General features: G+C 40.2%; 23 protein-coding genes. 14 read left to right on the top strand and 9 right to left on the bottom strand.

The features are described from left to right. Positions 1 to 10: 10 nt before the first annotated feature. Positions 11 to 703, top strand: coding sequence for an ion channel (locus AC056_RS11765; protein WP_213033489.1), 693 nt, complete (start codon positions 11 to 13; stop codon positions 701 to 703). A 166-nt stretch (positions 704 to 869) separates the two neighbouring features. Beyond that, on the top strand, positions 870 to 2837 hold the full coding sequence (locus AC056_RS11760) for a BCCT family transporter (RefSeq protein ID WP_077163700.1): 1968 nt from the start codon (positions 870 to 872) through the stop codon (positions 2835 to 2837). 58 nt (positions 2838 to 2895) lie between these two features. Here the strand turns inward: AC056_RS11760 and omp33-36 are convergent, their stop codons facing one another. Continuing rightward, a complete protein-coding gene (gene omp33-36 / locus AC056_RS11755; RefSeq protein ID WP_039251850.1) occupies positions 2896 to 3777 on the bottom strand; it encodes a porin Omp33-36 in 882 nt (293 codons plus the stop codon). 996 nt (positions 3778 to 4773) lie between these two features. Here omp33-36 and AC056_RS11750 point away from each other — a divergent pair. Beyond that, a complete protein-coding gene (locus AC056_RS11750; RefSeq protein WP_077163699.1) occupies positions 4774 to 6480 on the top strand; it encodes a GGDEF domain-containing protein in 1707 nt (568 codons plus the stop codon). A gap of 37 nt (positions 6481 to 6517) precedes the next feature. On the opposite strand, the gene uvrA is transcribed toward AC056_RS11750, so the two are convergent. Continuing rightward, on the bottom strand, positions 6518 to 9349 hold the full coding sequence (gene uvrA / locus AC056_RS11745) for an excinuclease ABC subunit UvrA (protein WP_077163698.1): 2832 nt from the start codon (positions 9347 to 9349) through the stop codon (positions 6518 to 6520). Positions 9350 to 9646: 297 nt separating this feature from the next. Here uvrA and AC056_RS11740 point away from each other — a divergent pair, with 297 nt between their 5' ends. From AC056_RS11740 to AC056_RS11725, 4 genes are all read left to right on the top strand, one after another. Then, a complete protein-coding gene (locus AC056_RS11740; protein ID WP_077163697.1) occupies positions 9647 to 10249 on the top strand; it encodes a TetR/AcrR family transcriptional regulator in 603 nt (200 codons plus the stop codon). 3 nt (positions 10250 to 10252) lie between these two features. Next, positions 10253 to 11230 carry a zinc-binding dehydrogenase gene (locus tag AC056_RS11735; protein WP_077163696.1) on the top strand — a complete coding sequence of 326 codons (978 nt, stop codon included), beginning with the start codon at positions 10253 to 10255 and terminating at the stop codon, positions 11228 to 11230. Positions 11231 to 11296: 66 nt separating this feature from the next. Next, complete coding sequence (locus AC056_RS11730; RefSeq protein WP_000580165.1) at positions 11297 to 11650, top strand: DUF1304 domain-containing protein; 354 nt, start codon at positions 11297 to 11299, stop codon at positions 11648 to 11650. Between the two features lie 52 nt (positions 11651 to 11702). Further along, entirely contained in the window at positions 11703 to 12044 is a 342-nt protein-coding gene (locus AC056_RS11725) for a GlpM family protein (protein WP_004704995.1), read from the top strand. 43 nt (positions 12045 to 12087) lie between these two features. On the opposite strand, the gene AC056_RS11720 is transcribed toward AC056_RS11725, so the two are convergent. The 3 genes from AC056_RS11720 to tenA form a co-directional block, all read right to left on the bottom strand. Beyond that, complete coding sequence (locus AC056_RS11720) at positions 12088 to 12894, bottom strand: SDR family NAD(P)-dependent oxidoreductase (protein ID WP_077163695.1); 807 nt, start codon at positions 12892 to 12894, stop codon at positions 12088 to 12090. 102 nt (positions 12895 to 12996) lie between these two features. Then, positions 12997 to 13368 (bottom strand): MerR family transcriptional regulator, encoded by a 372-nt coding sequence (locus tag AC056_RS11715; protein ID WP_077163694.1) that lies wholly within the window; start codon positions 13366 to 13368, stop codon positions 12997 to 12999. A 64-nt stretch (positions 13369 to 13432) separates the two neighbouring features. Then, positions 13433 to 14107, bottom strand: coding sequence for a thiaminase II (tenA, locus tag AC056_RS11710; RefSeq protein WP_077163693.1), 675 nt, complete (start codon positions 14105 to 14107; stop codon positions 13433 to 13435). 262 nt (positions 14108 to 14369) lie between these two features. On the opposite strand from tenA, the gene AC056_RS11705 reads away from it, so the two are divergent. From AC056_RS11705 to ssb, 3 genes are all read left to right on the top strand, one after another. Beyond that, positions 14370 to 15452: a DUF475 domain-containing protein gene (locus AC056_RS11705; RefSeq protein WP_004705003.1), complete on the top strand. Its 1083-nt coding sequence runs from the start codon at positions 14370 to 14372 to the stop codon at positions 15450 to 15452. A 146-nt stretch (positions 15453 to 15598) separates the two neighbouring features. Next, positions 15599 to 16963, top strand: a complete 1365-nt coding sequence (locus AC056_RS11700; RefSeq protein WP_004705005.1) for an MFS transporter — start codon at positions 15599 to 15601, stop codon at positions 16961 to 16963. A gap of 50 nt (positions 16964 to 17013) precedes the next feature. Then, complete coding sequence (ssb, locus tag AC056_RS11695; protein WP_004705007.1) at positions 17014 to 17601, top strand: single-stranded DNA-binding protein; 588 nt, start codon at positions 17014 to 17016, stop codon at positions 17599 to 17601. Between the two features lie 40 nt (positions 17602 to 17641). Here the strand turns inward: ssb and AC056_RS11690 are convergent, their stop codons facing one another. Both AC056_RS11690 and AC056_RS11685 read right to left on the bottom strand, forming a co-directional pair. Beyond that, a complete protein-coding gene (locus tag AC056_RS11690) occupies positions 17642 to 17965 on the bottom strand; it encodes an AzlD domain-containing protein (protein WP_077163692.1) in 324 nt (107 codons plus the stop codon). Then, on the bottom strand, positions 17962 to 18657 hold the full coding sequence (locus AC056_RS11685) for an AzlC family ABC transporter permease (RefSeq protein ID WP_077163691.1): 696 nt from the start codon (positions 18655 to 18657) through the stop codon (positions 17962 to 17964). The genes AC056_RS11690 and AC056_RS11685 overlap by 4 nt, the downstream gene beginning before the upstream one ends. A gap of 68 nt (positions 18658 to 18725) precedes the next feature. Between AC056_RS11685 and AC056_RS11680 the strand changes: the two genes are divergently transcribed. Both AC056_RS11680 and AC056_RS11675 read left to right on the top strand, forming a co-directional pair. Then, positions 18726 to 19274 carry a helix-turn-helix domain-containing protein gene (locus AC056_RS11680; protein ID WP_002117406.1) on the top strand — a complete coding sequence of 183 codons (549 nt, stop codon included), beginning with the start codon at positions 18726 to 18728 and terminating at the stop codon, positions 19272 to 19274. Positions 19275 to 19579: 305 nt separating this feature from the next. Beyond that, entirely contained in the window at positions 19580 to 21022 is a 1443-nt protein-coding gene (locus AC056_RS11675; RefSeq protein ID WP_068935232.1) for an amino acid permease, read from the top strand. 65 nt (positions 21023 to 21087) lie between these two features. Here the strand turns inward: AC056_RS11675 and AC056_RS11670 are convergent, their stop codons facing one another. Next, positions 21088 to 22587, bottom strand: coding sequence for a PLP-dependent aminotransferase family protein (locus tag AC056_RS11670; RefSeq protein WP_077163690.1), 1500 nt, complete (start codon positions 22585 to 22587; stop codon positions 21088 to 21090). A gap of 156 nt (positions 22588 to 22743) precedes the next feature. Here AC056_RS11670 and gabT point away from each other — a divergent pair, with 156 nt between their 5' ends. Beyond that, positions 22744 to 24036: a 4-aminobutyrate--2-oxoglutarate transaminase gene (gene gabT, locus AC056_RS11665; protein ID WP_004705036.1), complete on the top strand. Its 1293-nt coding sequence runs from the start codon at positions 22744 to 22746 to the stop codon at positions 24034 to 24036. After that, on the top strand, positions 24033 to 25481 hold the full coding sequence (locus AC056_RS11660; protein ID WP_077163689.1) for an NAD-dependent succinate-semialdehyde dehydrogenase: 1449 nt from the start codon (positions 24033 to 24035) through the stop codon (positions 25479 to 25481). The genes gabT and AC056_RS11660 overlap by 4 nt, the downstream gene beginning before the upstream one ends. Before the next feature lie 103 nt (positions 25482 to 25584). Here the strand turns inward: AC056_RS11660 and AC056_RS11655 are convergent, their stop codons facing one another. Further along, positions 25585 to 26559, bottom strand: a complete 975-nt coding sequence (locus AC056_RS11655; protein ID WP_077163688.1) for a LysR substrate-binding domain-containing protein — start codon at positions 26557 to 26559, stop codon at positions 25585 to 25587. Position 26560 lies beyond the last annotated feature (1 nt).

Below are 26560 nucleotides of genomic sequence, written 5' to 3'. Positions count from 1 at the left end.
AAATAATTAAATGCGATCTATCATCGAGTTCTGGGCAAGCTTTCGATTGCTGCCTTCGGCATGGTTGCTGTTTGTGCAATTCATTTTACTTATTTTGGCCATGCTGACTTTTGATAATGAGGTATATAGAACCTTCACTTGGGCATTGGGAGTTCTCGCTTTACTTATTATTGCTAAGGTTATTCGTCAAACTCCGATGTTTACATTTTTAGGTCTCACATTTGTAAGTGGAGCAATTCTATCTTCAGCATTTATTTTATTAGGCTATGGCAATTTAACGATCCAAATTTTTGCCCATACTTGTGAAGCTTTAGCTTATTTTTCGGCAGCTTATGGTTTATTTCGTTATATGTTTGCCGACCGATATTTAACACGAGATGAACTGTTTGCAGCCGCAGCTGTTTTTACATTAATTGCTTGGGGTTTTGCGTTTTTATACAACATTTGTCAGCTATTAATTCCCAATAGCTTTCAAAATCCAAACCATGTTCATCACATACAAACCTGGCTAGATTTATTGTTTTTAAGCTTTAGTTTGCAGTCAGCAACAGGGCTGTCCGACCTAATGCCTCTTAGTCCACCAGCACGTGTTTTAGCAATGCTACAAATGTTTTGTGGGGTGATGTATCTAGCACTTATCGTTACGCGTTTAATTGCATTACAGTACATCTCACATGCACCCAAAAAGAATGCTGATAAATAAAGAAGGAGGTGTTTCAATTTATTTACACCTTTGTAACTGCAATATTCTTTAAGTTTATTTAAAGTATTATCAGCTTTCTCTATTGAAAGATATAGCTTTATTCATTCCTGAATGTCTTTATTGGCTTTATGCCTGTCATTTTCATTAAAAATAACATGGAGGATTTATGCCTTCCAAACAAACGAGTTGGTTCGCAAATGTTAATCCCAATGTCTTTTTGGGTACGGTCATCATTATTGCTTTGTTCTTGGCAGTAGTTGTGATTGCTCCGAGTTCTTTCGAACTTCTAACGCAGCATTTAAAACAGTGGATCACTGATTCATTTAGCTGGTTTTATGTTTTATCGGTTGCTTTCTTTCTTATTCTGCTCATTTATATTGCCTGTTCTTCGATTGGACGAATTAAATTAGGGCCTGACCATAGCCAGCCTGAATATAGTAACGGTTCATGGTTTGCCATGCTGTTTACTGCGGGTATGGGTATTGGCTTAATGTTTTTCGGTGTTGCTGAACCTGTCATGCATTATGTCAATCCACCAAGTGGAGATGCACAGACCATTGATGCAGCCCAGCAAGCCTTACGTGTGACTTTTTTCCACTGGGGCTTACATGCGTGGGCAATTTATGCAGTGGTTGGTTTAGCATTAGCATATTTTGCTTATCGTCATAATTTACCCCTAAAGACCCGTTCTGCTCTTTATCCACTCATTGGTAAAAAGATTTATGGGCCTTGGGGTGACAGCATTGATATCTTTGCGACCATTGGTACTGTATTTGGTGTAGCGACTTCTCTGGGTTTTGGTGTTACTCAAATTAACTCTGGTTTACATTATTTACTCGGTATAGAGCAAAGCACTCATATTCAAGTTTTGCTCATTATTTTTGTGAGTATTTTAGCTTCATTATCTGTGTTCTTAGGACTTGATAAAGGAGTCAAACGTTTATCAGAGCTAAACCTAGTTTTAGCCTTAATCTTATTAGTATTTGTTTTTATCGCCGGGCCTAGTATTTATTTACTGCAAACTACTATTCAAAACACGGGCCAGTATATTTCTAACCTATTTACCATGACATTCAATTTATATGCTTATCAGCCAAATGGATGGATTGGGGGATGGACTATTTTATATTGGGCTTGGTGGATTTCATGGTCACCATTTGTGGGTATGTTTATCGCAAGGGTTTCACGTGGACGTACTATCCGTGAATTTATTGTGGGTGTTCTACTTATTCCGACCGGTTTTACCATTATCTGGATGGGTTTTTTAGGAAATGCTGCATTATTTAGTATTATTCAGGAACATCAAACCACTCTCATTCAGGCTGTTCAGCAAGACTCTTCAGTTGCATTATTTGAATTTTTAGGACACTTACCTTGGTCTGGTGTCATGAATGTTATTGCAACAATATTAGTTATTCTTTTCTTTGTGACTTCGGCTGACTCTGGTGCGCTGGTTACTGATTACTTAACAGCAAAAACTGATAACTCACCGACGTGGCAACGTTTGTTTTGGACAGTACTCATGGCAGTGCTGGCTATTATTTTACTTTTAGCAGGTGGACTTGCTGCATTGCAGTCTTCAATCATTATGAGTGCATTACCATTTACTGTGGTCATGCTTTTAATGAGCTGGGGACTAATAAAAGCTTTGCATCTTGATGTCACGAAAATGCAAGCAATTCAGGAAGCTAGAATTACCCCACGTGCAATTCATAATCCGAGAAGTTGGCAGCAACGTTTAGGCCTAATCATGCACTATCCACATAGTGAAGAAGAGGTGAAGCAATATATTGAAAAGCAAGTTTATAGTGCTTTTGAAAATATTAAGCATGAGTTTAAGCGTCGTCACCTTGAGGTTTCGATTAGTGAAGTTGAGGATGGTATGCAACTTCGAGTCGATCACCATCATGAGATTAATTTTATTTATAAAGTTGTTTCACGTGAAACAGTGCCACCAAGTTTTTTAATTGGGCGTACTGAAGCTGAAGACGAGCAATATTTCCAAGCCGAGGTGTTCTTGAGAGAGGGCGGACAAAACTATGATGTAATGGACTGGACGCAAGAGGATTTGATTCAGGATATTATTGACCAGTATGAGCGTCACTTACATTTCTTAAATATCGTACGAAGTTAACAACCATAAAAAAAGGACTCAATTGAGTCCTTTTTTTTAATTCAATTTCTAAATTAAATTAGAAACGGAATTTAGCATTTAAGCCGATAGTTTGTGTATCACGTGGGTTGCCATCTTTCGCATTTGCTTTAACGAAATCAGCACCAACTGCTATAGCAGGAGTGATGAAGTATTGAGTATGACCACCCCAAACATGGTCGTAACCAGAATTAAATGCAGATACATCAGCAAAAGATGCACCAACGCTTAACTTAGGAGTTAGGAAAAGATCAGTTTTCATACCGTAGGCATTGTCTTCAGCAAATAAAGCAAATGCTTCAAAGCCAATCGCCATGTTAGTACCATCAATGTTTCCAACATATTTAGTACGTGCAGTTACTGCATCTTGTTTTTCATCAATAGCAACTGATTCACCAACAGCTTTAGCGATTCCGTATTTATTAACACCGAAAGCATCTAAAGAAATTTGGTCAGCAACACTTGTATAACCAACAGCAACTAAGAAGTTAGGTAACAACATTGCACCAGCTTCTAATGCATAACGATCACCATTGTCATCACTTACGCCATCTTTAAAGTCATTGATAGTGTGGTTGTAAGATGCGCTAGCATAAACAGGTACGTAAGGAGTTGGAACGTATGCTTCACCTTTAATACCATAAGTGTGAGATTCAACGTTTACAGTGTCTTTCTCATCGTATTTGATATAGTTATAAGCAACAGAAACGTTAGATGCTTGATTTAAGAAAGCTGCTTCAGCTAAAGGACCTTTAGAAGCATCAACATTTTTTAAGTAATAAGTACCTTGAGCAGTACCAGTGAAGTTTTTATCGTTTGCAGTTGTATCAACGTATTCAGATTGACCTTGAACTTCAAATTGATAAGCATGAGCACCGGTCATGGCTAATAATACAGCAGTGGCTAAACCAAGTTTTTTCATAATCATTTCCAGCGTTAACAAGAGATAAAGCTGAGGTCATTGTATTGTAACAATTTATGAAGTCAATAATAGATGAAACGTAATGTTAAGGAAATTTGACACTTATGTTAAAAATGGTTAAGAAAGCATCAATTAAAGTACTTAATGTCAACCTGATAAAAAAATGAACATTAACAAGAAGCTAAACCTTAAGATTCATATGGAATTAGCATCAAATGATTTAAAAATAATTACATTTATAATTGGAAAAAATGATTTTATTAATCGGTTTTAACGTTAACTAATGTGTCGATTTGTTTATTAAATAACCATTCAAATATTGTTCTTGTTTCAGTTTTTATAAATTTTGAGTAATGGTTAACACTATTCTAATAAGTTTATCTAAATAATCTATCTATTTTGAATTATTATATAATTGAATAAGGCAAAAAAAATACGTTTTTAAATCAAAAAAACGATTAAAAAATTAATTCTGATCAATTTAATCAACTTTACAAAATTAGAGATAAGTCACACAATTCAATTGCAAAGTTTACTACCTAACATTTTTAAAGTTAGTAAAACTTTACCAGATACGATGTGGTATCACATCAGACTTTACGAGCTCAGCTTTCCCCAAGGTTGAGCTTTTTTTTATCTATAAGAAAACATTAATATTTGTAAAAAAAATTACATGAAATTTATCGTTTTTTCTTTGTATAAAAATAAATCCAATTTAATGTTGGGTTTCTGATGTTTGGAGAGCCATTTAACAACAAAAGCAGGATTTTATAGAATTATGAAGCTTACTGTATTTGTAAAATAGAGATTTAATATAGTCATTCCATCATTTACATATTCGATGAAATATTTTATGAAATGTAAAGATGACGCCCTTAATCATATTACCTGAGCTTTGTTGCTGAACTTCTGTTCAGTAAAGTGCTAGGATGCGCATTACTTACTTCATTCTATAGCAGTGATTATGGTAGGACATTTACGGAGTACCAACTAGAAATGTCAGGATTACGTTCAGAACATATCAGTAATCGACTATTTTTCTTTATGTTGGTCATTATTCTGTCGTTACTGTTTATGGCTGTGCCTCTTATTGTCAGTAGCTATCAAGAATATTTAAAAACCAAACAAGCTTTGATTGAAATCAAAAGCTTAAAATTAATTGCTGAAGTTGCAAATAAAGTATCAAAAGAACGTGCACCAGCAAATAAATTAATGTCGAGTAACTCTGCTGACTTTCTAAAAAACCAAAAGAATTTAAAACAATATCGTCTTAGTGTTGATCAACAAATTGATGAAACGATCCGAGTTTTAAGAGAAGAGGGCTATTCGGATTTAGCTGATATTTTAAATACTAAATTTAAGAGTGACTTAAAGCGCGCACGTACAGTTGTAGATGATTATGTTGCTACACCCAAGCAGGCGAGAACTTCAGAAAAGCTTGATAATGCAATTTTAGCGATGTTTGGTGCTTGGGATAGCTGCCGAGATGTGTTGCAAAAGCTGATGTTGCAGTTAAAAAGTAAAGACAGCCAAATTAATAACTATTTTACTTTGATTGTTGTATTAACCGATATGCGTGATCAGGCTGGTCGCACTGCATCCAATGTTATTGCACCCATTACTTTTAAAGAAACGATTCCCAATGACAATCGGGCCCGTTCTTTGCAGACTCAACAACAGGCGCGATATTTATGGGCGCTTGTAGACACATTACAGTCTGAACAGGCCAAGACTCAAGAATATCATCGGCTTTATTCAAGAGTTAAAACTGAGTTTTTGGATAAAGGCGTACCTATTGTTGGTCAGCTTTTAGATGAAAGCCAAAAAAAAGAGGCTTATCACTTAACAGCTAATCAACTTACCGACCATATTGTTGGTAAATTTACCACTGTTATTGATTTACAAAAGTTTCTACTTAACAAGAGTGTCTCAATTGCAGTTCAAGAGAAATACTTAGCAAAAAAGAAATTCTTTCTGACTTTACTTATTTCTAGCATATCTTTAGCAGCTGCTTTACTCACTTTAATTTATGCAAAGAGAAGAGTCTTTGAACCTCTTATTCAAGCGCGTACTTTAATTCTTGAGTTGTCTCAGAGTACAGACTATCCAGTAGATGATTTGAATTCTAAAAAGGGTGAGTTTATTTCACTGTTTGAGGCAATTGATCGTTTGCAAAAAATGCTCAAGCAAAGAGATGCATTTGAATTTCAACTTAAAAATATAGCCAATACAGATCCTTTAACTGGTGTATCTAATCGTTTGGCTCTAGCAGAATATTTAAAAATTGTTGAGAGTTATCCAAATAAATTTTCAAAAACCTGTTTGATGATTATTGATATAGATCGCTTTAAAGATGTGAATGATCAATATGGTCATATTGTGGGTGATCAAGTCATTAGCCGTATTGCAGATCAGTTAAAAGCGAATGTGCGTGCTTCAGATTTAATTGTTCGTTATGGTGGTGATGAGTTCTTAATCTTGTTAGAGCAGATACCGTTTTTAGATGCGCGTCTATTGGCAGAGAAAATTCGTATTGCAATTTCTTTAGAAGGAATTGATTTATCTGGCTCAGATGAAAAATTGCATATCTCTGTCAGTATCGGTTTTGCGATTGGAGCGACAAGCTGGATGGAGCTATTAGAAAAAGCAGACCGTTCACTTTTAAGAGCTAAAGCTCGGGGCCGAAATGTCGTAGAGGGGTAAAAAAGCCGGAAACTAATTTCCAGCTTTTTTAAATTTCTTATTTCAACATCGGTTTTAAGAAACGACCCGTATGGGAAATCTCAACCTCAGCCACTTGTTCAGGTGTACCTTCGGCAATGATCATACCGCCACCTGAGCCGCCTTCAGGACCTAAGTCGACAACCCAGTCCGCTGTTTTAATCACATCAAGGTTATGTTCAATCACCACAATGGTATTACCCTTGTTACGTAGCTCATGCAAAATATCGAGCAACTTGGCAATATCATGGAAATGTAGACCTGTTGTTGGTTCATCCAAGATATATAAAGTTTTGCCCGTATCTCGTTTTGCTAACTCACGTGCAAGTTTCACACGTTGCGCTTCACCACCAGAAAGTGTAGTTGCAGCCTGACCTAAACGAATATAGCCTAAGCCCACCTGAGTTAAGGTTTCTAAGCGACGGTGGATGACTGGAATGGCACTAAAGAACTCAGCAGCATCTTCAACGGTCATTTCTAAAACGTCAGAAATGTTTTTGCCTTTATAGCCGACTTCAAGTGTTTCACGGTTATAACGTTTGCCATGACAGGCATCGCAAGGTACATACATATCTGGTAAGAAGTGCATTGCGACCTTAATCATGCCGTCGCCTTCACAGGCTTCACAGCGTCCGCCTTTCACGTTAAATGAGAAACGACCTGCACTGTAACCACGAGCTTTCGCTTCTGGCGTTTGAGCAAATAACTCACGGATTGGTGTAAATAACCCTGTATATGTTGCAGGGTTAGAACGTGGCGTACGTCCAATCGGGCTTTGGTCAATATCAACGACTTTATCTAGATGTTGTAGACCATCAATTGAGTCGAACTTTTCAGCCGTTAAAGTCGTTGCACCGTTGAGCTGTGTTGCAGCCAATGGAAGCAAAGTACGGTTGATTAGTGTTGATTTACCCGAACCTGAAACACCAGTCACACAGGTCATAATGCCAAGTGGAATGGTTAAATCGACATTTTTTAAGTTGTGGCCTGCTGCACCTGAAAGTTTGATGAATTCATCTGGACGTGGTGATTCAGTACGCTTTTTGGGTACTTCAATTTTGAGTTTGCCAGATAGGTATTGTCCTGTGAGTGAGTCGGCATGTTCAGCCAATTCATCATAAGTTCCTTCAGCAATAATCACACCGCCATGTACACCCGCACCCGGCCCGATATCAATAATATGGTCGGCTGCACGAATGGCGTCTTCATCGTGTTCAACAACTAATACCGTATTACCTAAATCACGTAAGCGAATCAGGGTTTGTAATAAACGATCGTTATCACGTTGATGCAAACCAATAGACGGTTCATCAAGTACATACATGACACCCATTAAACCTGCACCAATTTGTGAGGCTAAACGGATACGCTGTGCTTCACCACCCGATAATGTTTCGGCAGAACGAGCTAAACTTAAATAGTTAAGTCCAACACTTACCAAGAAATGTAAACGTTCACGAATCTCTTTAAAGATTTTATCGGCAATTTCACCTTTAGCACCTTCAAGGTTTAAATCTTGATAGTAACTTTCGGCATCACCAATCGACATGCGGGTAATGTCAGCAATAGTTTTGTCTTTTACACGAACATGGCGTGAAATTTCATTTAGACGTGAGCCATCACATGCATCACACGCTGCATTAGAGAGATATTGAGCTAAATCATCACGTACATAGTTACTTTCAGTTTCACGGTAACGACGTTCAAGGTGCGGCAAAATCCCTTCAAAAGGTTGCACGCGATTATGTTTACGACCGCGTTCATCGATATAGCTTAAATCGATTTTTTCTTTGCCAGTGCCTTGTAAGAATTTCTTTTGAGTGTCTTTATCTAACTGGTTCCAAGGTGTATCAAGTTGAAAACCAAAATGGTCGGCAACTTTTTGTAGCATTGAATAATAATATGGACGTTGACGATCCCATCCACGAATAGCGCCTTCACTGATTGCAAGATCAGGATTTGGAATGAGCTTTTCAGAACTGAAGTGGCTACGTGTACCTAAGCCATCACAAACAGGGCAGGCACCGAACGGGTTGTTAAATGAAAACAAACGTGGCTCAAGCTCTGCGACTGCGCGATCACATTCAGGGCATGAATGCTTCGCAGAAAAAACACGATCAGGATGTTCGCCATTCATCCATGATAAAACAGCAATATCGCCACCTAAACGCAGTGCGGTTTCAAATGATTCAGCAATACGGTTGCCTAAGTCATCACGCACTTTAAAACGGTCAACCACAACTTCGATGGTGTGCTTTTTCTTTTTATCGAGTTCTGGTGGTGTATCAATATCAATGATTTCACCATCTACGCGCGCGCGAACAAAACCTTGACCTTGTAGTTGTTCGAACAGGTTACTGTATTCACCTTTACGTTCACGAACCACTGGGGCAAGCAACATGAGTGCTGTGCCTTCCTCAAGGTTTTTTACCGCATCGACCATTTCAGAAACGGTTTGCGCAACCATCGGCAAGTCGTGTTCAGGGCAATATGGTGTACCAACACGTGCATAAAGCAAACGTAAATAGTCATAAATTTCGGTAATCGTACCCACCGTTGAACGTGGGTTATGACTAGTAGATTTTTGCTCAATGGCAATTGCTGGGGACAAACCTTCAATCGAGTCGACTTCAGGCTTTTCCATTTGCGATAAAAACTGGCGGGCATACGCCGAAAGCGATTCGACGTAACGGCGCTGTCCTTCGGCGTACAAGGTATCGAAGGCAAGAGAAGATTTTCCTGAACCTGATAGCCCCGTAATCACCACAAATTTATCGCGTGGAATATCGAGTGACACATTTTTTAAGTTATGGGTACGTGCGCCTCGAATACGGATATGACTTTGGCTCATAAAACATCTCAATTATGTATTAATGAAAATTTAGGTGTCGATTGATCAGCCGCAGGGAGGTGTGACTGGTTATAAACAACAGACCCTATATATGATAACGATTTAAAATTGTTCAAGTGCTACAAAATGATTTAAAGCGACAAATTGTGACGGTTAAACGACAATCGACAAAATTTGTTTAAATAAGCAGATTGTATTTTTAACACTCCTCGTTCTACATTTCTACTCTCAACAAAATTTTAACGCGTAACACAATTTAACTAGACGACTGGTCTATTAGTGGAGTATGGTACATGCATGAAACGATTAAACAAAAGCGAAAGCACGCGACAACACATTTTAGATACCAGCTTTGAGCTGGTATTACACAAAGGTTTTGTCGGTGTCGGTTTGCAAGAAATTTTAAAAGCTTGTGACGTACCTAAAGGTTCGTTCTATCACTACTTTGCTTCGAAAGAGGCATTTGGTTGTGCCTTGCTAGAGCAATACATGGCTGACTATAAAGTTAGAGTAGAACAACTTTGGCAACACAGTGAGCAAAGTGCCCATGCGCGGTTAATGGCCTTATGGCAGGCATGGATTGATGATCCGGTAAACGGTAGTTGGGCTGAAAATTGTCTAATTGTGAAACTGGCAGCAGAGGTTTCTGACTTATCAGAAGATATGCGCCAAATTCTGAATGACGGTGTGCACAAACTGACGCAACGTTTGGCTTTGCTACTCAAAGAGGGGCAACAAGAAGGGTCAATTCCAAAACACATTGAGCCTTTAAAAACTGCGCAAGTCATGTATCAGTTATGGTTAGGTGCTGCTTTACTCACAAAATTGTCGCAAGACAAAGCACATTTACACCTAGCCTTAGAAACCACCCAACAACTCTTAAAACCGATAGAGGAATAAAGCATGCGAAGTATTATCCATCGTAATTTTGGCGAACCTGTAGACGTTTTAGAGCAGGCGGATATGCCAAAGCCAGAACCAAAAGCAGGCGAAGTGCGTATTAAAACCATCATGTCTCCAATTCATAATCATGATGTGTGGACAGTACGTGGAAGCTATGGCTATAAGCCGACCTTACCTGCGATTGGTGGTAGTGAAGGTGTTGGTATTGTTGATGCCTTGGGTGAAGGTGTTACTCATGTACAAATAGGGCAGCGTATTGCAGTTGCGGCTGTACATGGGAGTTGGGCTGAATACTTTGTTGCACCAGCTCAAGGCCTTATTCCACTCAATAATGAAATTGATGATGAAACAGCAGCGCAGCTGATAGGTATGCCAATTAGTGCCCTTATGCTTTTAGACTTTGTAAATGTTCAACCGGGTCAATGGTTAATTCAAAACACGGCAAATGGTGCAGTCGGTAAAACAGTTGCGATGATTGCGCAGGCGCGTGGTTTACCAGTGATTAATCTGGTTCGTCGTACTGATGCAATTGCTGAGATGCAAGCATTAGGTATTCAACATGTTGTTGCGACTGATCAGCCGAATTGGAAAGAGCAGGTTAAGCAACTTCACGGTGACCAACCGCTGATTGCTGGTGTGGACTCGATTGGTGGCAGCGCAAGTGGTGAAATGCTGAATTTACTCAGTGAAAATAGCCTACTCGTTTCGTTTGGCAGTATGACTGGTGAAACCATGCAGATTTCATCGGGCGATTTGATTTTCAAACAAGCGACAGTAAAAGGTTTCTGGGCAAGTGTGGTTAACAAAGAAATGCCAGCAGAACGTAAAAAGGAACTGATTGTTGAGCTGCTAACACTAGCGACTCAGAAAAAATTAATCTTGCCTGTAGAAGGCGTGTTTAGTTTTGATGAGATTAAAACAGCTGCCCAAAGAGCAACGCAAGGTGCTCGACAAGGCAAAGTATTGTTAAAACCGTAACACACTAAAAGATCAGTCGAGAGACTGATCTTTTTTTCATATCTTTAAAATAAAAAGGAAAACCGTATGATCGGACAAATATTGATTGCGCTTATAGCCATATTACATGTCTATATTTTAGTGTTAGAAATGTTTTTGTGGGACAAACCTTATGGCATGAAAGCCTTTGGAAATAATGCTGAAAAAGCAAAACTCACTAAAGTCATGGCACAAAATCAAGGGCTTTATAATGGCTTTTTAGCTGCGGGTTTATTTTGGTCTTTATTGGCTGATGCGCCGTTTGCCACATCAATTGCCAACTTCTTTTTAGGTTGTGTACTGATTGCAGGTATTTATGGTGGTCTAACTGCCAGTAAAAAGATTATTTATATTCAGGCAGTTCCAGCTTTGATTGCTTTAGTCGCTGTTAATTTTCTTTAAAAAGCGCACAATACAGCGTTTTAATATGGAAATGGCCAGATAAGATCAGAGCATGTGGGCGTTATTTTTAAAATGTATGTTGGGGGCTGGGGTTGTCCTCATTATTTCGATTTTATCGAAAAGTAAGGCATTTTATATTGCAGGTTTGGTTCCGCTTTTTCCTACCTTTGCTTTGATTGCTCATGTGATTGTCTATCAGCAAAAAGGGGCCGAGGCATTACAAAAAACGGCTCTGTTTGGTCTATGGTCACTTATTCCTTATGCCATTTATTTAGTGGCTGTTTATATGCTCGCAACACGCATGTCGATGTGGTCGTGTCTAGGGTTGGCAACCCTTTGTTGGGTAGTGGCTGCGGCAGGTTTAATTTATGGCTGGCAGCTATTTCAACATTAAAAGATTAAGAGAAATCCCTTAATCTTTTAAATTGAAGTATTTTTTATGACTGCTCAAGAACACGTGTTCTGAGCATGCCTTCAACTAAATTAATCATTTTTTTGCGGGAAAGAATTCGTGGCAATTGAGACGTTAAATAATTGCTACACCCCACTACAACCGTTGCTTTATTTTTATCTAACGCTCGAACTGTAGCAGAGACAACATCATCTACCGTAGAGCTTTTCATTCCACTGGTATCAGCATTTGCGACCTGAGTAAAATTGGTTTCGGTATTGCCTGGGCAAACAGCGATAAACTTAACACCCGAAGTGCCATATTCCCCTGCAAGTGCTTCAGTAAACTGTAAAACATAAGATTTAGTTGCGCCATAAACAGCAATATAAGGGAGAGGTTGGAAGGCACCTGTTGACGAAATATTAATCATGATGCCTTTTTTGTTCGAAAGCATATGTGGCAAAAACAGATAACATAAAGACGTTACGCTGCTGATGTTAAGTGTAATCATTTCTTGATAGGTAGAAAGCGATTGATCAAGGAACTTGGTCCATTTTCCAAATCCTGCGTTATTAATTAAAATTTCTACCGATAATTTTCTTGCCTGTACTTCATTAAATAAGGTCTGAGCTGAATTGGGTTGAGCTAAATCTAAAACAATCACCTCAACATTTACACTATACTTTTTTCTCAGTTCATCGGCTAAATCATTTAGTTTTTGTTCGGAGCGTGCCGTTAAAATCAGGTGGATTCCTAAAGATGAAATTTTTTTAGCATACGCTTTACCTATTCCTGAAGATGCTCCTGTTATTAATGCTGTTGAATTTTTAAATGTAGAAAGATGAGCGCTCATTTTATTTATCCGTAATACATGAAGTCCTTACGATAAACCTTGTCCCTAAGGACAGAGTCAAGCGCTAAATTCAAAAGCTATTTTTAGATTTTATGCATCATTTTAAGCAGAAATTTTACTGGTAATATAAGTTTCAATAATCTCATCTTCCAGTTGTTTTAAATCTAGTTGCAAACGATTTAATACTTCTTTTTGTTCAATAATTTGTTGATTCTTTTTTTGAATAAGCTGCTGCGCAATTTCTACCGGAAAGCGATTATTTTTATATTTTAAAGCTGACAACTCATATAGCTCAGAAAGGCTAAATCCTACTGCTTGTGCAAGGCGGATCATCTTAACTGATTTGACATCAATCTCTTCATAAATACGATAATTGCCTTTTCTTTTTGCGACTGGTAGCAAGCCTAATTTCTCATAATGCCGAATGGCTTTAGGAGTGGCTCCAGTTAAAGATGCTAATTCGCCGATATACATATCTGTCTCGCATTTTATTAAGAATCGATCAGCTATGAACAATCTGATCGATTCTTTTAAAGTTTTAAATATGGTCTAAACCTAACCATTGTCTTTGATGGTAAGCACTGTCCCAAAATAACCACTCAAGTTTTGCACCCATTGTGTAGGCGGCATGCATTTTTTCTAGTGTGTCTGCATCACAACGTGCTGCGACTTTATCTACGGTTGCAATCACATTACGAACAGCCGTATGGAACTCTTCGCCAGCATAGGTATCAACCCATGCTTGGTAAGGATTATTAGCAACTGATTTGCTTACAATATCTTTACCAACTTCAGCGTAAATCCAGAAACAAGGTAAAAGTGCAGCAAGTACAACAGGGTAGCTCTCTGACCAAGCCGTTGCGGTTAAAAATGAAGTGTAATGATGGCCTGCCAAGGTTAATGGTGTATTTTGAAATTCTTCTTTGCTTACGCCAAAGTTTTTCATGAAGTCATCATGCAAGCTACGTTCAACCACAATTGCAATTTTTGCGGCATCTGAGAACTGCATAATATCTTCAGCATCAAATGCTTTGGCTGCTGCAACAGCAAGTACACGCCCATACGCCACTAAGTATTGAGCATCTTGAATAACATAATGACAAAATGCTTCTTTATCTAAAGTACCGCTAGCAAGTTCCTGATTAAAAGGCAGGTCGAGAATTTTTTGATATAAATTTAAATTACGTTGCCAGAGTTCTTGAGAAAAAAGCATAAATTCATTCCATTTAAAATAAGACAGCTGAACCAGATTTTAAATCAATTTTAAAATACAAAAATAATAATAATAGATATATCGCAAGAAAATATTTAATACGATTAACCAGTTAATTAAAAATTATAAATTTCTTTATTAAACAGAGGGATAAAGTAAAGAGAATAACGGCACAAAACAACATCGTTTTGTGATTAATTATCGATATAATAACCGCGGTTTTAAGAAAGATTAAATTTAGTTCTTGGTATAGGTCTGATCCATGAAGCATTTCCGATTTTCGATATTTTTTACGGTGGTGTGTTTAGCACTATCCGCGTATTGGGGTTTTACCCATGGGCCTGAAGCTGGCGTGTCTACCATGCTTAAAGCTTTAACCATTACCGCAATTTTAGCTGTAATGGAGGTTTCTTTATCTTTTGACAATGCTGTCGTGAATGCATCGGTTTTGCGTAATTGGGATCCGTTCTGGAAAATGATCTTTTTAACGGTGGGTATTTTAATCGCCGTTTTTGGTATGCGTTTGATTTTCCCTGTTGTGATTGTTGCAGTAACCGCAGATATGGGGGTAATTGAAGTTGCAAAACTGGCACTCAATGATCCGAAAACTTATTCTGAGCGCTTAATGGCGCACCACGCTGAAATTTCAGCTTTTGGTGGAACATTCCTGTTGTTGGTTTTCCTAAACTTCTTCTTCGATGATGGAAAAGAAACGCATTGGTTTAGATGGCTTGAATCTAAACTTACGAGTTTGGCTAGCGTACCAGCAATGTCAGTATTCCTTGCTTTAATCGCTTTAATTGTGATGGCAGGTTATGTAGATGATCATCAACGTTTAGCCGTGACCATGGCCGGTATTTGGGGCATTGTGGTTTATATTGGCGTTGAAGTATTAAGTCACTTGCTAGGTGGTGAGCCTGAAATTGATGAAAATGGTAATGCTGTATTACAAGATGGCTCGGGTGCTGCGTCTGGTGTGGTTAAAGCTGGTTTAGGCGGTTTCTTATATCTTGAAGTATTAGATGCATCATTTAGTTTTGACGGTGTAATTGGTGCATTTGCAATTACCAGCGATGTTGTTGTGATTATGCTAGGTCTTGCGATTGGTGCTATTTTTGTTCGTTCAATGACTGTTTATCTTGTTGAAAAAGGTACGCTAGATGCTTACGTGTTCTTGGAACATGGTGCACATTATGCAATTGGTGCTTTAGCGTTCATTATGATTGCAAGCGGTACGGGTGTGCATGTACCTGAAGTGGTCACAGGGTTAATTGGTGTAGCGTTTATTGTGTGGGCTGTCATTGCTTCAATTCAATATACCAAGCGCGAGCAAGAGTCGCCTTAAGCTAATTTTCAGTAAAGTTCGATATTATAAAGAGGCTAAATGCCTCTTTATTTTTTTAAGCCGAAATCGTTATTTTAAATCATCTCTCCCGTATTTTTAGAAACGAATCGGCTTATAATTTGCCTAGTTTGATAACGTGTATTGATATGATGAATGCTTTGGAACGCCGCTCAACTTTTGCTTTAAGTAGTATTTTTGCGCTACGCATGTTGGGTTTGTTCATGATTATTCCTGTCTTCTCTGTAGTCGGGCAGTCATATCAATATGCGACTCCGGCACTTATTGGTTTGGCTGTAGGTGTATATGGTCTAAGTCAGGCGATTTTACAAATTCCATTTAGCTTGCTGGCTGACCGTTTTAGCCGTAAACCGCTTGTAGTCTTTGGCTTATTGCTGTTTGCTATTGGTGGTGCAATTGCGGGTTTATCTGACACGATTTATGGCGTCATTATTGGCCGTGCCATCGCTGGTGCTGGCGCGGTTTCGGCAGTGGTCATGGCACTTTTAGCTGATGTGACGCGTGAAGAGCAGCGTACTAAAGCCATGGCTGCTATGGGCATGAGTATTGGTTTATCTTTTGTAGTCGCGTTTAGCCTTGGGCCTTGGCTCACAAGTCTTGTCGGTATTTCTGGTCTATTCTTTGTCACGACCATTATGGGTTTAATCGCGATTTCGATGCTATTGCTTGTACCTAAAGTGACCCGCCATCATCGTAATTATCAGCAAGGCTATATGGCGCAGCTTAAGCAAGTCATTCAAATGGGTGATTTAAACCGTTTACACGTTTCGGTTTTTGCATTGCATTTATTGCTGACAGCCATGTTTATTTATGTGCCTTCACAGCTGATCGAGTTTGCGCATATTCCTCTTGCGAGCCACGGCTTGGTGTATTTGCCACTGTTGGTGATTAGTTTATTTTTTGCATTTCCAAGCATTATCATCGCTGAAAAATATCGCAAAATGCGCGGCATTTTCTTAACGGCAATTACAGGCATTATTGTGGGGTTGCTGCTTCTCATATTTGGTTATCAGTCTAAATATGTCTTGCTCGCAGGCTTAGGTATTTTCTTTATTGCCTTTAATGTGATGGAAGCATTATTACCATCTTGGTTATCAAAGTCTGCTCCAATTCAGTCGAAAGCTACCGCTATGGGTGTAAATGCCAGTAGCCAGTTCTTAGGTGCTTTCTTTGGTGGCACGCTAGGTGGTCAATTATTGATGTTACATAATACTGCGATTGGATGGAGTGTCTTAGCAGGGATTGCTATAATATGGCTGCTAATTAGTTTTGGTTTAGCTCAGCCGCGGTATCTGTCATCTATTGTGTTGCCATTACCGCAAGTGCAACAGGTGAATGAGTGGACCACACAACTATTGGCAATTCGTGGTATTGAAGAAGTTGTGGTGATGCCTGACCAGCAGGTTGCTTATATTAAAGTCGATAAACAGACTCTTGATGATGCTGCACGACGTGATTTAACGCAGTTGTTTGGTAAAGAGGTAGCCATTTAAGCATAACTCTTATAAAGTAAAACATAGAAATTATAGGATGAAGACAGCTAATGCGTGGTGTAAATAAGGTTATTTTGGTTGGTACTTTGGGTCGTGATCCTGAAACAAAAACTTTTCCAAATGGGGGTTCGTTGACCCAATTTTCGATCGCGACAAGTGAATCTTGGACTGATAAAAATACAGGTGAACGTAAAGAACAAACAGAATGGCACCGTATTGTTTTGCATAACCGTTTAGGGGAAATTGCTCAGCAGTTTTTACGTAAAGGTTCTAAGGTTTACATTGAAGGTTCATTACGTACACGTCAATGGACAGATCAAAATGGCCAAGAGCGTTATACGACAGAGATCCGTGGCGACCAGATGCAAATGTTAGATGCTCGTCAACAAGGTGAACAAGGTTTCGCTGGCGGTAATGATTTTAATCAACCACGTTTTAACGCACCTCAACAAGGTGGCGGTTATCAAAATAATAACAACCAAGGTGGCGGCTACGGTCAAAACAATGGCGGTGGTTATGGTGGCCAAGGTGGTTTCGGTAATGGTGGAAACAGTCCGCAAGGTGGTGGATTTGCTCCTAAAGCGCCGCAACAACCAGCGTCTGCACCAGCTGATTTAGACGATGATTTACCGTTCTAATCAAAGTTTCAAAAAAGGCGAGTTTATCTCGCCTTTTTTATTATTCAATTCCCAGCAAACGTAGAACTGCCGTGCCAACAGCGGCCAAACAAATCACCAATAACAGAGGAACTTTTTTCCAAACCAAGAAAAGCGCTAGAGCCACCCCAAATATACGCGCAAAACCTGCGAAATGTTGGCCTTCAAAAAATGTAGTGGTCACCGCAATGGCACAGAGCAAAACGGTTGCGCCATTTGAGAGTAAAACTTGGTATTTTTCAGAAAACGAAAACTTGGCACCTAAGTGAAAGCCAGCAAAACGAATACTGTACGTTCCAAGTGCAAGTAGAGCTATTCCTACAATAATAAGTAACTGTTGATTCATTTCTTTCTACCCCATATCAAGCCAAAAAGCGAAATCAGAATTGGAAGTCCTGAGGCCAAAAAGGGTGTAGTCATCAGTGCTAAAGTTGACCCTGCAAATGCAGCTTTTCGTGTAGATTTATTCTTTAAAGCATTAAAAGTAAGTGCAATTAAAATGGCAGGGAAAATTGCATCTAAGCCAAATGTTTTCGGGTCTGGAATAGCACTTCCAATAAAATAACCAGACGTAACACCCAGTGGCCAAGTCAGCATAATGCCTATACCACACAACCAATAAGCAGCTTTTTTTGTCTCGAAGTCAGGTTGTGCCATGCCAAACAAAACGCTTTCATCGTTCATGATGTGAGACCCAAAATACTGAGAGAATTTACCTCGGATTAGTTCATTGACCGCAATGCCGAAAGGTAAGTGCCTTAAATTGACGAGTAGTCCTGCAATTGCAGCCGCAATTGGGCTACCACCTACAGCCAAGAAACCAATAAAAATAAATTCGGCAGTTCCTGCGAGCACAAAGACAGATAGGCAAAGCGGGATCCAGAGCGCTAAGCCATAACTTGCAGCGAGTGAACCTAAAGACATACCAACCACACTGGTTGCTAGACACACAAAGAAAATCGAGCGGGTTGTGTCTTTACTAAGTTTTTTAATGAGAGCGTATGTGGACATAGTATGATATAACGAACGACTTTCCATTATAATGAATAAGTCTGATTGTTTTGTCAAAACGAACGATCGTTTTTTTTATAGAACGGATGTGGTGAATGTCTCAGCCAATTGAAATTATTGCCAAAGGTTTAACGCGTGAACGCCAAAGAGCAGGGCTTTCATTGGCAGAGGTTGCTCGTCGTGCAGGTGTTGCCAAATCTACACTTTCGCAGTTAGAGGCAGGGCAAGGTAACCCCAGTATTGAAACCTTATGGGCACTTTGTGTGGCGCTCAATATTCCATTTGCACGCCTGATGGAAGAACCAAGTAATCAAGTGCAAGTCATTCGCTGTGGCGATGGGCCAACAGTCAGCTCTGAGATTGCTAATTACAAAGCAATTTTGTTGGCGACTTGTCCACCGCATGCGCGCCGTGATGTATATTTATTGATTGTGGAGCCAGGTGAAGACCGTCTTTCAGAACCTCATCCAGTTGGTTCTGTAGAACATATTATTGTGGTCGAAGGTAAAGCTTTAGTGGGTTTAATTGATGAAGCTGTTGAGCTTGGTGTCGGAGATTATATTTGTTATCCAGCCGATCAAAAGCATATATTTAGAGCCTTAGAAACAGGAACAAAAGCGTTATTAATCTCTGAGCAAAACTAAAGAATTTCAAGCTCATTAAAATAAAAACTAAAAATTACTTACCCTCATCCAATATAAAAAGGGCCAATTTTGCGTATAAATTTTGCAATTGGCTCTCTCTTTTATTACAAAAATGGCTCTCGTTTCTTGAGTGCCGAAACGACAAATTAAAGCCATTGGAAGTATGCATACGGAAGCGCCGGATAAGCTCAGTGAATTTTCTGTTTTAGGAATTGAGCAAAACGGCTAAATTTTTAGGGGATATTTTTTGGCTTCGGAGGATTTCCGAGTCTAGCCGATATCCTCCATATATTAAGGAAAATGATATGGCAGCTCATCAAAATGGTTCTGAAGCCAATCACTCCCAAAGTTTAAAACATGGACTTAAATCACGCCATCTAACCATGATCTCGATAGCAGGGGTTATTGGTGGCTCTCTCTTTGTTGGCTCAGGCAGTATCATCTACAACACAGGGCCTGTGGTTTTCTTAACCTATGCTTTAGGTGGACTACTCGTTTGGTTCATCATGCGTATGCTAGGCGAGATGGCCGTTTTAAACCCCGACAGTGGCTCTTTTTCAACTTATGCGGACCGCGCAATCGGCCGTTGGGCAGGTTTCTCAATTGGGTGGTTGTACTGGTGTACGCTGGCAATGCTCATGGGGTGGGAAGCTTATGTGGCAGGTAAAATTTTAAATAACTGGTTCCCGTTTATACCGATCTGGGTCTATATGACTGTCGTCATTGGTGCACTGGTTGCAGTCAATTTGCAGAACGTAAAGAACTATGGTGAATTCGAGTTCTGGTTCGCTCTCATCAAAGTGATTGCGATTGTGATCTTCTTGGTGATTGGTAGCTTAGCCATCATGCATTTGTGGCCTTGGGGTAATCCAGCTGCATCTGGTATCAGTAATTTAACCTCTCAAGGCTTTATGCCTAATGGTGGTTCATCCGTTATTACCGCCTTACTTGGGGTGATGTTTGCCTATATTGGCGCTGAAATTGTGACTGTAGCAGCGGCAGAGTCTGCAAACCCATCTAAAGAAATTCGTAAGGCTTCGAACTCAGTGGTTTGGCGAATTATTTTATTCTACGTCGGTTCAATGTTTGTGGCGGTATGTTTAATTCCTCACAACAATGAACTTTTAAAAGATTCGACTTGGGGAACTTATAGCGTTACGTTGTCTGCGCTTGGTATTCCAGGTGCGCGCCATATCGTAAATTTTGTGGTTCTAACCTCGGTATGTAGCTGCTTTAACTCAGCGCTTTATACGTGTTCACGTATGTTGTTCTCATTATCTAAACGTGGTGATGCACCGAAAAGCTTTGGCTCTGTAAACAGTAAAAGTAGTCCGTGGGTGGGCGTGATTGTGTCATGCTTCTTCTCTGTAATTGCTGTGGTTTTAACTGCAACTAAGAGTATGGATGTTTACGACTTTTTCATGCTAACAACAGGTGCAGCAACACTGTATGTATACCTGACCATTGCTTATTCTCAGCTTCGTATGCGTAAAAAGTTAGAAGCTGAAGGCGTGAAAATTGACTTTAAAATGTGGATGTTCCCTTACTTAACTTACGTGGTGATCTTTGCAATTATTGGTGCAATTCTTACCATGTTGATTGAAGGCACATATTTTAAAGAAGTGATTTACACCACAGCTCTGTTCGGCATTATTGTGTTCTTCGGTTTGCTGTCTGAAAAACTGGGATGGGGGAAAGAGCGTAGAGCGACTCATTTAACTCATAGCCATGAAGAAAAGTTAGTTTAATTTTTTAAATAAAAAAGAGCCTCACTGCGAGGCTCTTTTTTATTTGGCTTAGTACGAGAAAACAACTAATTCAGCGTAGGGACGCCTGCTTCACGTAAGCATTGAAGCAAGACGCCAAAAGCCATCACCATATCTTTTTCATTTACACAGGCAAAGCCCATAAGCAGGCCACGTTCTGCATGTGCATGCGACTGCATGTAGTACTGAGACAGTGGTCGAACTTTGACACCACGTTCAAGCGCAGTCGCCGCAATCGCAACATCATCGCAAACGTTTGGAAGTTTTAAAACTAGATGTAACCCTGCGGCTTCGTCATATTCATGAATAAATTCGGGGCCAAGGTAGCGTTGAATTAAGCTCACCAAGTAGTCGCGGCGCTTGCCATAGAGTAGGCGCATACGGCGAATATGCGCTTCGTAATGGCCTTCACGAATAAATTCAGCTAAGGCTTTTTGCTCAAGCAAATGGCCCCCACGGTAAAGCTCGGCTGCCACAATACGTAGTGGTGAAAAAAGTGGTTTAGGTACGACCAAATAACCAATTCTTAAAGAGGGATAAATGGTTTTACTAAACGTGCCCATGTACAGCACAGGTGCATCATTTTCTAAGCCTTGTAAAGACGGATACGGTTGACCTGAGAAACGGAACTCGCTGTCGTAATCATCTTCTACAATCCAGCTATTATGCTGGCGTGCAATTTCAATCAGTTTACGTCGTCGATCTAGGCTTAAATGTGAACCCAGCGGATATTGATGTGATGGTGTGACAAAAATGAGCTTAGGCGGCTTTGTCGGATTTTCTTCAGGAATAATACCTTCAGCATCGACAGGCATCGGTTGAATATCGAGACCATTAATCCGTAAGGTATTACGCATTCCCCAATAAGCGGGATCTTCAAGCCAGATTCGATCACCAATATCACTCAGTGCACGCGAGACCAAATCAATCGCTTGGTGAATGCCTTCGGTAATAATAATCTGGTCTGCATCGCACTGAACCGAACGTGCAACACGTAAGTAATCTGCCAACGCACTTCGAAGCTCGATACAGCCACCAGCGTTGCTATAAATCAGGCGGTTAATGTCCGGTTCGCGGCTTAGGCGTGCTTGAATACGACTAAAAATATGATGTGGAAACTCTGTTACATCGGGTGCTCCCGGCACAAAAGCTCCCCATTGGTGTGGCGACGCTGCTGCATAGCCTAATAAGTTAGAACCACGCTGCGAAAGGGCATAAGAGCTTTGAACTTTCGGGCTTGAAACCGCTTTTTTCTTATTTTGAGTATTTAAAAAACTCTCTGGTAATTTTTCGGCAACCCATGTGCCATGACCTGTACGGGCTTCTAAGTAGCCTTCAGCTTGTAGCTGTTCATAGGCGGTAAGCACTGTATTTCTAGAAACATGAATTTCACTGGCTAAGTCGCGTGACGCAGGTAGACGAGTCTTGGGCTGGATGACTCCATCAATAATGGCACCACGCAGGCAACGGAAAAGGCGTTGATGTAGTTTCCCTTCAGTGTCCTGTTGGAGTCGTTGCAGCAAATGATCTCCAAGTAAACTACGCAATTGGCTCTCTCCTACAGTTAAAAAGTGGCTCTCGTCAGTTGGCGTCAGACGAGCGAAATTACATGCATAGGCAGTCGTTGTAAAGCACCCTGAAAATTAAGCACAGGATGCAAGAAACCAAAGCTGCAACTGATGATGAAAATATGAGGGAATCAAATGGATAATCAACATTCTGCACTTAACGCACGTAAACAGCAAGCAACTCCACGTGGTGTAGGCGTGATGTGTCAGTGGTATGCGGAAAAAGCTGAAAATGCCACGCTTTGGGACAAGGAAGGCAACCAATTTATCGACTTTGCTGGTGGTATCGCGGTTTTAAATACAGGCCATCGCCACCCTAAAGTGATTGCAGCAGTAACTGAACAACTTACTAAATTTACGCACACTGCCTATCAAGTAACACCTTATGAAAGCTATGTGGCTTTGGCTGAACGTATTAATGAGCGCGCGCCAATTGCTGGTCCTGCGAAGTCAGCGTTTTTCACAACAGGTGCAGAAGCAGTTGAAAATGCAGTAAAGATCGCTCGCTCTTATACAGGTCGTCACGGCATTATTACTTTTGGTAACGGTTTCCACGGTCGTTCATTTATGACTATGGCAATGACAGGTAAAACCGCACCTTACAAACGTGACTTTGGTGTAATGCCAGCGGGTGTATTCCACGCACGTTACCCTGTACCTGCTAAAGGTATTTCAGTAGATGCAGCGATCGAAAGTGTTGAAGATATTTTCAGTGAAGATATTGCACCACATGATGTTGCGGCAATCGTACTTGAGCCAGTACAAGGTGAAGGCGGTTTCAATGTGGTACCAGCTGAGTTCTTAAAACGTTTACGCGCAATTTGCGACAAGCACGGCATTTTACTTGTGGCTGACGAAGTGCAATCAGGTTTTGCCCGTACTGGTAAATTGTTTGCAATGAACTATTACGAGACTAAAGCAGACCTCATCACGATGGCGAAAAGCTTGGGCGGTGGTTTCCCTATTTCGGGTGTTGTAGGCCGTGCAGAAGTCATGGATGCACCAAACCCAGGTGGTCTAGGCGGTACATACGCAGGTAGCCCGATTGCGGTTGCAGCTGCGCACGCGGTAATTGATGCGATTGAAGAAGAAAACTTATGCGACCGTGCAAATGAATTAGGTGCAGAGTTGGTTGCTACCCTTAAAGATATTCAGCAAGCAACAGGTGACGTCGTAACTGATATTCGTGCTTTAGGTTCAATGGTTGCAGTAGAACTGGAAACGGCTGAACAAGCAAAAGTTGTACAAAACTATGCAATGGAAAACGGGTTGTTACTTCTTACTTGTGGTAAATACGGTAATGTAATTCGTTTCTTATATCCATTAACCATTCCTGCTGAGCAATTCCGTCAAGGTCTTGATATTTTGAAACAAGGTTTTGCGACACTCAAAGCAGGTAGTGCCAAAGCAATGGAGCAATCTGCATGATTCAAAATACTTTGCAGTATTTGTTAAAACATCCTGATATTGCATTAGAAGCACCTGCATCAAATGACTATATCGAGGTGAATGATGCTGCTACGGGTGAAACTTTGGCATGGGTGAAAACCTATGACCGCGCAGGGGTTGAAGCTGCAATTAATCGTTCAGCAAAAGCGCAGGCTGCTTGGAAAAAGCAAACTGCCTTGGCGCGTGCTGATGTGTTATTGGCATGGTACAACCTCATGCTTGAGCACAAAGAAAATTTAGCTCAAATTTTAACAGCTGAGCAAGGTAAACCATTGGCCGAAGCACGTGGTGAAATTGGTTATGCAGCATCGTTCATACGCTGGTTTGCCGAGCAAGCGCGCCGTATTGATGGTGAAGTATTAACACCTACGTTGCCAAATCAACGTTTGCTCGTGATTAAACAAGCAATTGGTGTTACTGCTGCCATTACACCGTGGAACTTCCCGGCTGCCATGATTACACGTAAAGCAGGTCCAGCGATTGCTGCGGGTTGTTCAATGTTGGTTAAACCAGCAGAGCAAACACCGTTAACTGCTTATGCACTTGAAGTATTGGCTTTACAGGCAGGTTTACCAGCCGATGTTTTAATTAACATTAGTGGTGATGCGGTTGAAGTAGGCAAAACACTATGCGAAAGCGATATTGTTCGTAAGTTAAGCTTTACAGGTTCAACCCAAGTTGGCCGTATCTTGATGCAACAATGTGCGCCAACTATTAAAAAGCTTTCACTTGAACTCGGTGGTAATGCACCAGTTGTGGTATTTGACGATGCCAATCTTGAACAAGCTGTTCAGGGCATTATGGCAAGTAAATATCGTAACAGCGGTCAGACTTGTGTTTGTGCTAACCGTATTTATGTTCAAGACGGTATTTACGATGCGCTGGCAGACCGTTTGGTTGAAGCTGTGTCTAAGCTGAAAGTTGGCGATGGCCGTCAAGAAGGTTCAACTCAAGGACCTTTAATTGATGAAGATGCGATTGCAAAAGTTCAGTCTCATATTGGAGATGCAACTGAGAAAGGTGCAACCGTTCGTATTGGTGGCCAGCGTTCGGCACTTGGTGGCACATTCTTTGAACCAACAGTTTTAACTGGTGTAACGCAAGACATGAAAGTGTCTAAAGAAGAAACCTTTGGTCCGCTTGCACCGCTATTCCGCTTTAAAACTGAAGATGAAGCAGTGGCAATGGCGAACGATACCGAGTTTGGTTTAGCTGCTTATTTATTTACTCAAAGCACAGCTCGTCAATGGCGAGTGGGTGAAGCACTTGAGTATGGAATGGTCGGCATTAACACAGGCGCAATTTCAAATGAAGTTGCTCCGTTTGGTGGCGTAAAACAATCAGGTCTAGGCCGTGAAGGTTCAAAATTCGGCATCGAAGAATATGTCGAAATGAAATACCTCTGCGTAGACTTATCTGAGTAAGGAACAAAGCGGGTTCGTTTTGTTCTGAACGAAAACATACAGTTATGCTGTATGTGATGTTTCACAAAAACCGGTCATGCCCATTCATGACCGGTTTTTTTATTTAAGTCGGCAAATACCCTTCATGGCTTTCTGGTAAACGCCTGAGTTCTTCAATCAGGGTTTCAATGAGTTTTTCGACCACCAGACGTTGGCCTTTTCTAGACACATAAACCAGTTGTAGCATGCCAATATTCGACTTCCAGTCAGGAAGAATATGCACAAGTGTGCCTTTACGAATTTCAGATTCGACAGTTAAAAAAGGAAGATCGGCAATCCCTAAACCATCCATCACGGCATAGTAAACACCTGCCAAGTCATTACTTTTGATTCGTGGTTGATAAGGCACATCAACTGATTCACCATTTCGAATATTGCATAAATGCCAAATAGGGTTTTGTTTTTGAGTGCCTAAGCTAATACTTGGAAAGTCTTGTAATTCAGAATAATCTTCAATGGTTCGGCCTTGTAGTAATTCAGGCGAAGCCACTAGACAGTGGTCGGTTTTAATTACATCCCGAACAATTAAATTTGAATCTTCATTCGGTTCAAAATTGGTCCGAATCGCGAGGTCGATGTCATCGTGCAAAATATCTACTCGACGGCTGGTCAGCTCAAGAGCAATCTTAACTTTAGGATAAGTTTTTAAAAACTGATTTAAAATTTTTCTAATTTGAAAATGCATCATTAAAGGTGGGCAGCTGACTTTTACTACTCCTTGAGGCTCACTTTTTTGCTTTAACAAAACGTTTTCTGCACATTCAACTTGGGCAATAACTTTGCAGCATTCTTCGTAGAACTCTTGGCCTAAATCGGTCACTTTAAAATGGCGGGTTGTTCTTTGAATCAGGCTGACATTAAATTTATTTTCAAGGTCAATAATGCGTCGGCTGAGCTTGGACTTACTAATATTTTCGGCTTCACTGGCCGCACTAAAGCCGCCGTGTTTTACGACTAAATAGAAATAATAAAAATCATCAAAAGAGCTTATCAATGTCAGATCAATCCATTTAAATTTAAGATTAGAGCGCTTAAGCACT

It is taken from the genome of Acinetobacter genomosp. 33YU (assembly GCF_001990725.1).
GTDB lineage: Bacteria > Pseudomonadota > Gammaproteobacteria > Pseudomonadales > Moraxellaceae > Acinetobacter > Acinetobacter seifertii.
Note: the sequence above shows the minus strand (reverse complement) of the source record. Positions and strands in the feature narration are given on the sequence as shown.

Coding starts and splice junctions, on each gene's coding strand:
- AC056_RS11765 (WP_213033489.1), top strand. CDS start 11: ATGCGATCTATCATCGAGTTCTGGGCAAGCTTTCGATTGCTGCCTTCG.
- ssb (WP_004705007.1), top strand. CDS start 17,014: ATGCGTGGTGTAAATAAGGTTATTTTGGTTGGTACTTTGGGTCGTGAT.
- AC056_RS11750 (WP_077163699.1), top strand. CDS start 4,774: ATGTCAGGATTACGTTCAGAACATATCAGTAATCGACTATTTTTCTTT.
- tenA (WP_077163693.1), bottom strand. CDS start 14,107: ATGCTTTTTTCTCAAGAACTCTGGCAACGTAATTTAAATTTATATCAA.
- AC056_RS11725 (WP_004704995.1), top strand. CDS start 11,703: ATGTGGGCGTTATTTTTAAAATGTATGTTGGGGGCTGGGGTTGTCCTC.
- AC056_RS11735 (WP_077163696.1), top strand. CDS start 10,253: ATGCGAAGTATTATCCATCGTAATTTTGGCGAACCTGTAGACGTTTTA.
- AC056_RS11680 (WP_002117406.1), top strand. CDS start 18,726: ATGTCTCAGCCAATTGAAATTATTGCCAAAGGTTTAACGCGTGAACGC.
- AC056_RS11685 (WP_077163691.1), bottom strand. CDS start 18,657: ATGGAAAGTCGTTCGTTATATCATACTATGTCCACATACGCTCTCATT.
- AC056_RS11690 (WP_077163692.1), bottom strand. CDS start 17,965: ATGAATCAACAGTTACTTATTATTGTAGGAATAGCTCTACTTGCACTT.
- AC056_RS11700 (WP_004705005.1), top strand. CDS start 15,599: ATGATGAATGCTTTGGAACGCCGCTCAACTTTTGCTTTAAGTAGTATT.
- uvrA (WP_077163698.1), bottom strand. CDS start 9,349: ATGAGCCAAAGTCATATCCGTATTCGAGGCGCACGTACCCATAACTTA.
- AC056_RS11660 (WP_077163689.1), top strand. CDS start 24,033: ATGATTCAAAATACTTTGCAGTATTTGTTAAAACATCCTGATATTGCA.
- AC056_RS11760 (WP_077163700.1), top strand. CDS start 870: ATGCCTTCCAAACAAACGAGTTGGTTCGCAAATGTTAATCCCAATGTC.
- AC056_RS11675 (WP_068935232.1), top strand. CDS start 19,580: ATGGCAGCTCATCAAAATGGTTCTGAAGCCAATCACTCCCAAAGTTTA.
- AC056_RS11715 (WP_077163694.1), bottom strand. CDS start 13,368: ATGTATATCGGCGAATTAGCATCTTTAACTGGAGCCACTCCTAAAGCC.
- AC056_RS11705 (WP_004705003.1), top strand. CDS start 14,370: ATGAAGCATTTCCGATTTTCGATATTTTTTACGGTGGTGTGTTTAGCA.
- AC056_RS11720 (WP_077163695.1), bottom strand. CDS start 12,894: ATGAGCGCTCATCTTTCTACATTTAAAAATTCAACAGCATTAATAACA.
- AC056_RS11730 (WP_000580165.1), top strand. CDS start 11,297: ATGATCGGACAAATATTGATTGCGCTTATAGCCATATTACATGTCTAT.
- omp33-36 (WP_039251850.1), bottom strand. CDS start 3,777: ATGAAAAAACTTGGTTTAGCCACTGCTGTATTATTAGCCATGACCGGT.
- AC056_RS11740 (WP_077163697.1), top strand. CDS start 9,647: ATGAAACGATTAAACAAAAGCGAAAGCACGCGACAACACATTTTAGAT.
- gabT (WP_004705036.1), top strand. CDS start 22,744: ATGGATAATCAACATTCTGCACTTAACGCACGTAAACAGCAAGCAACT.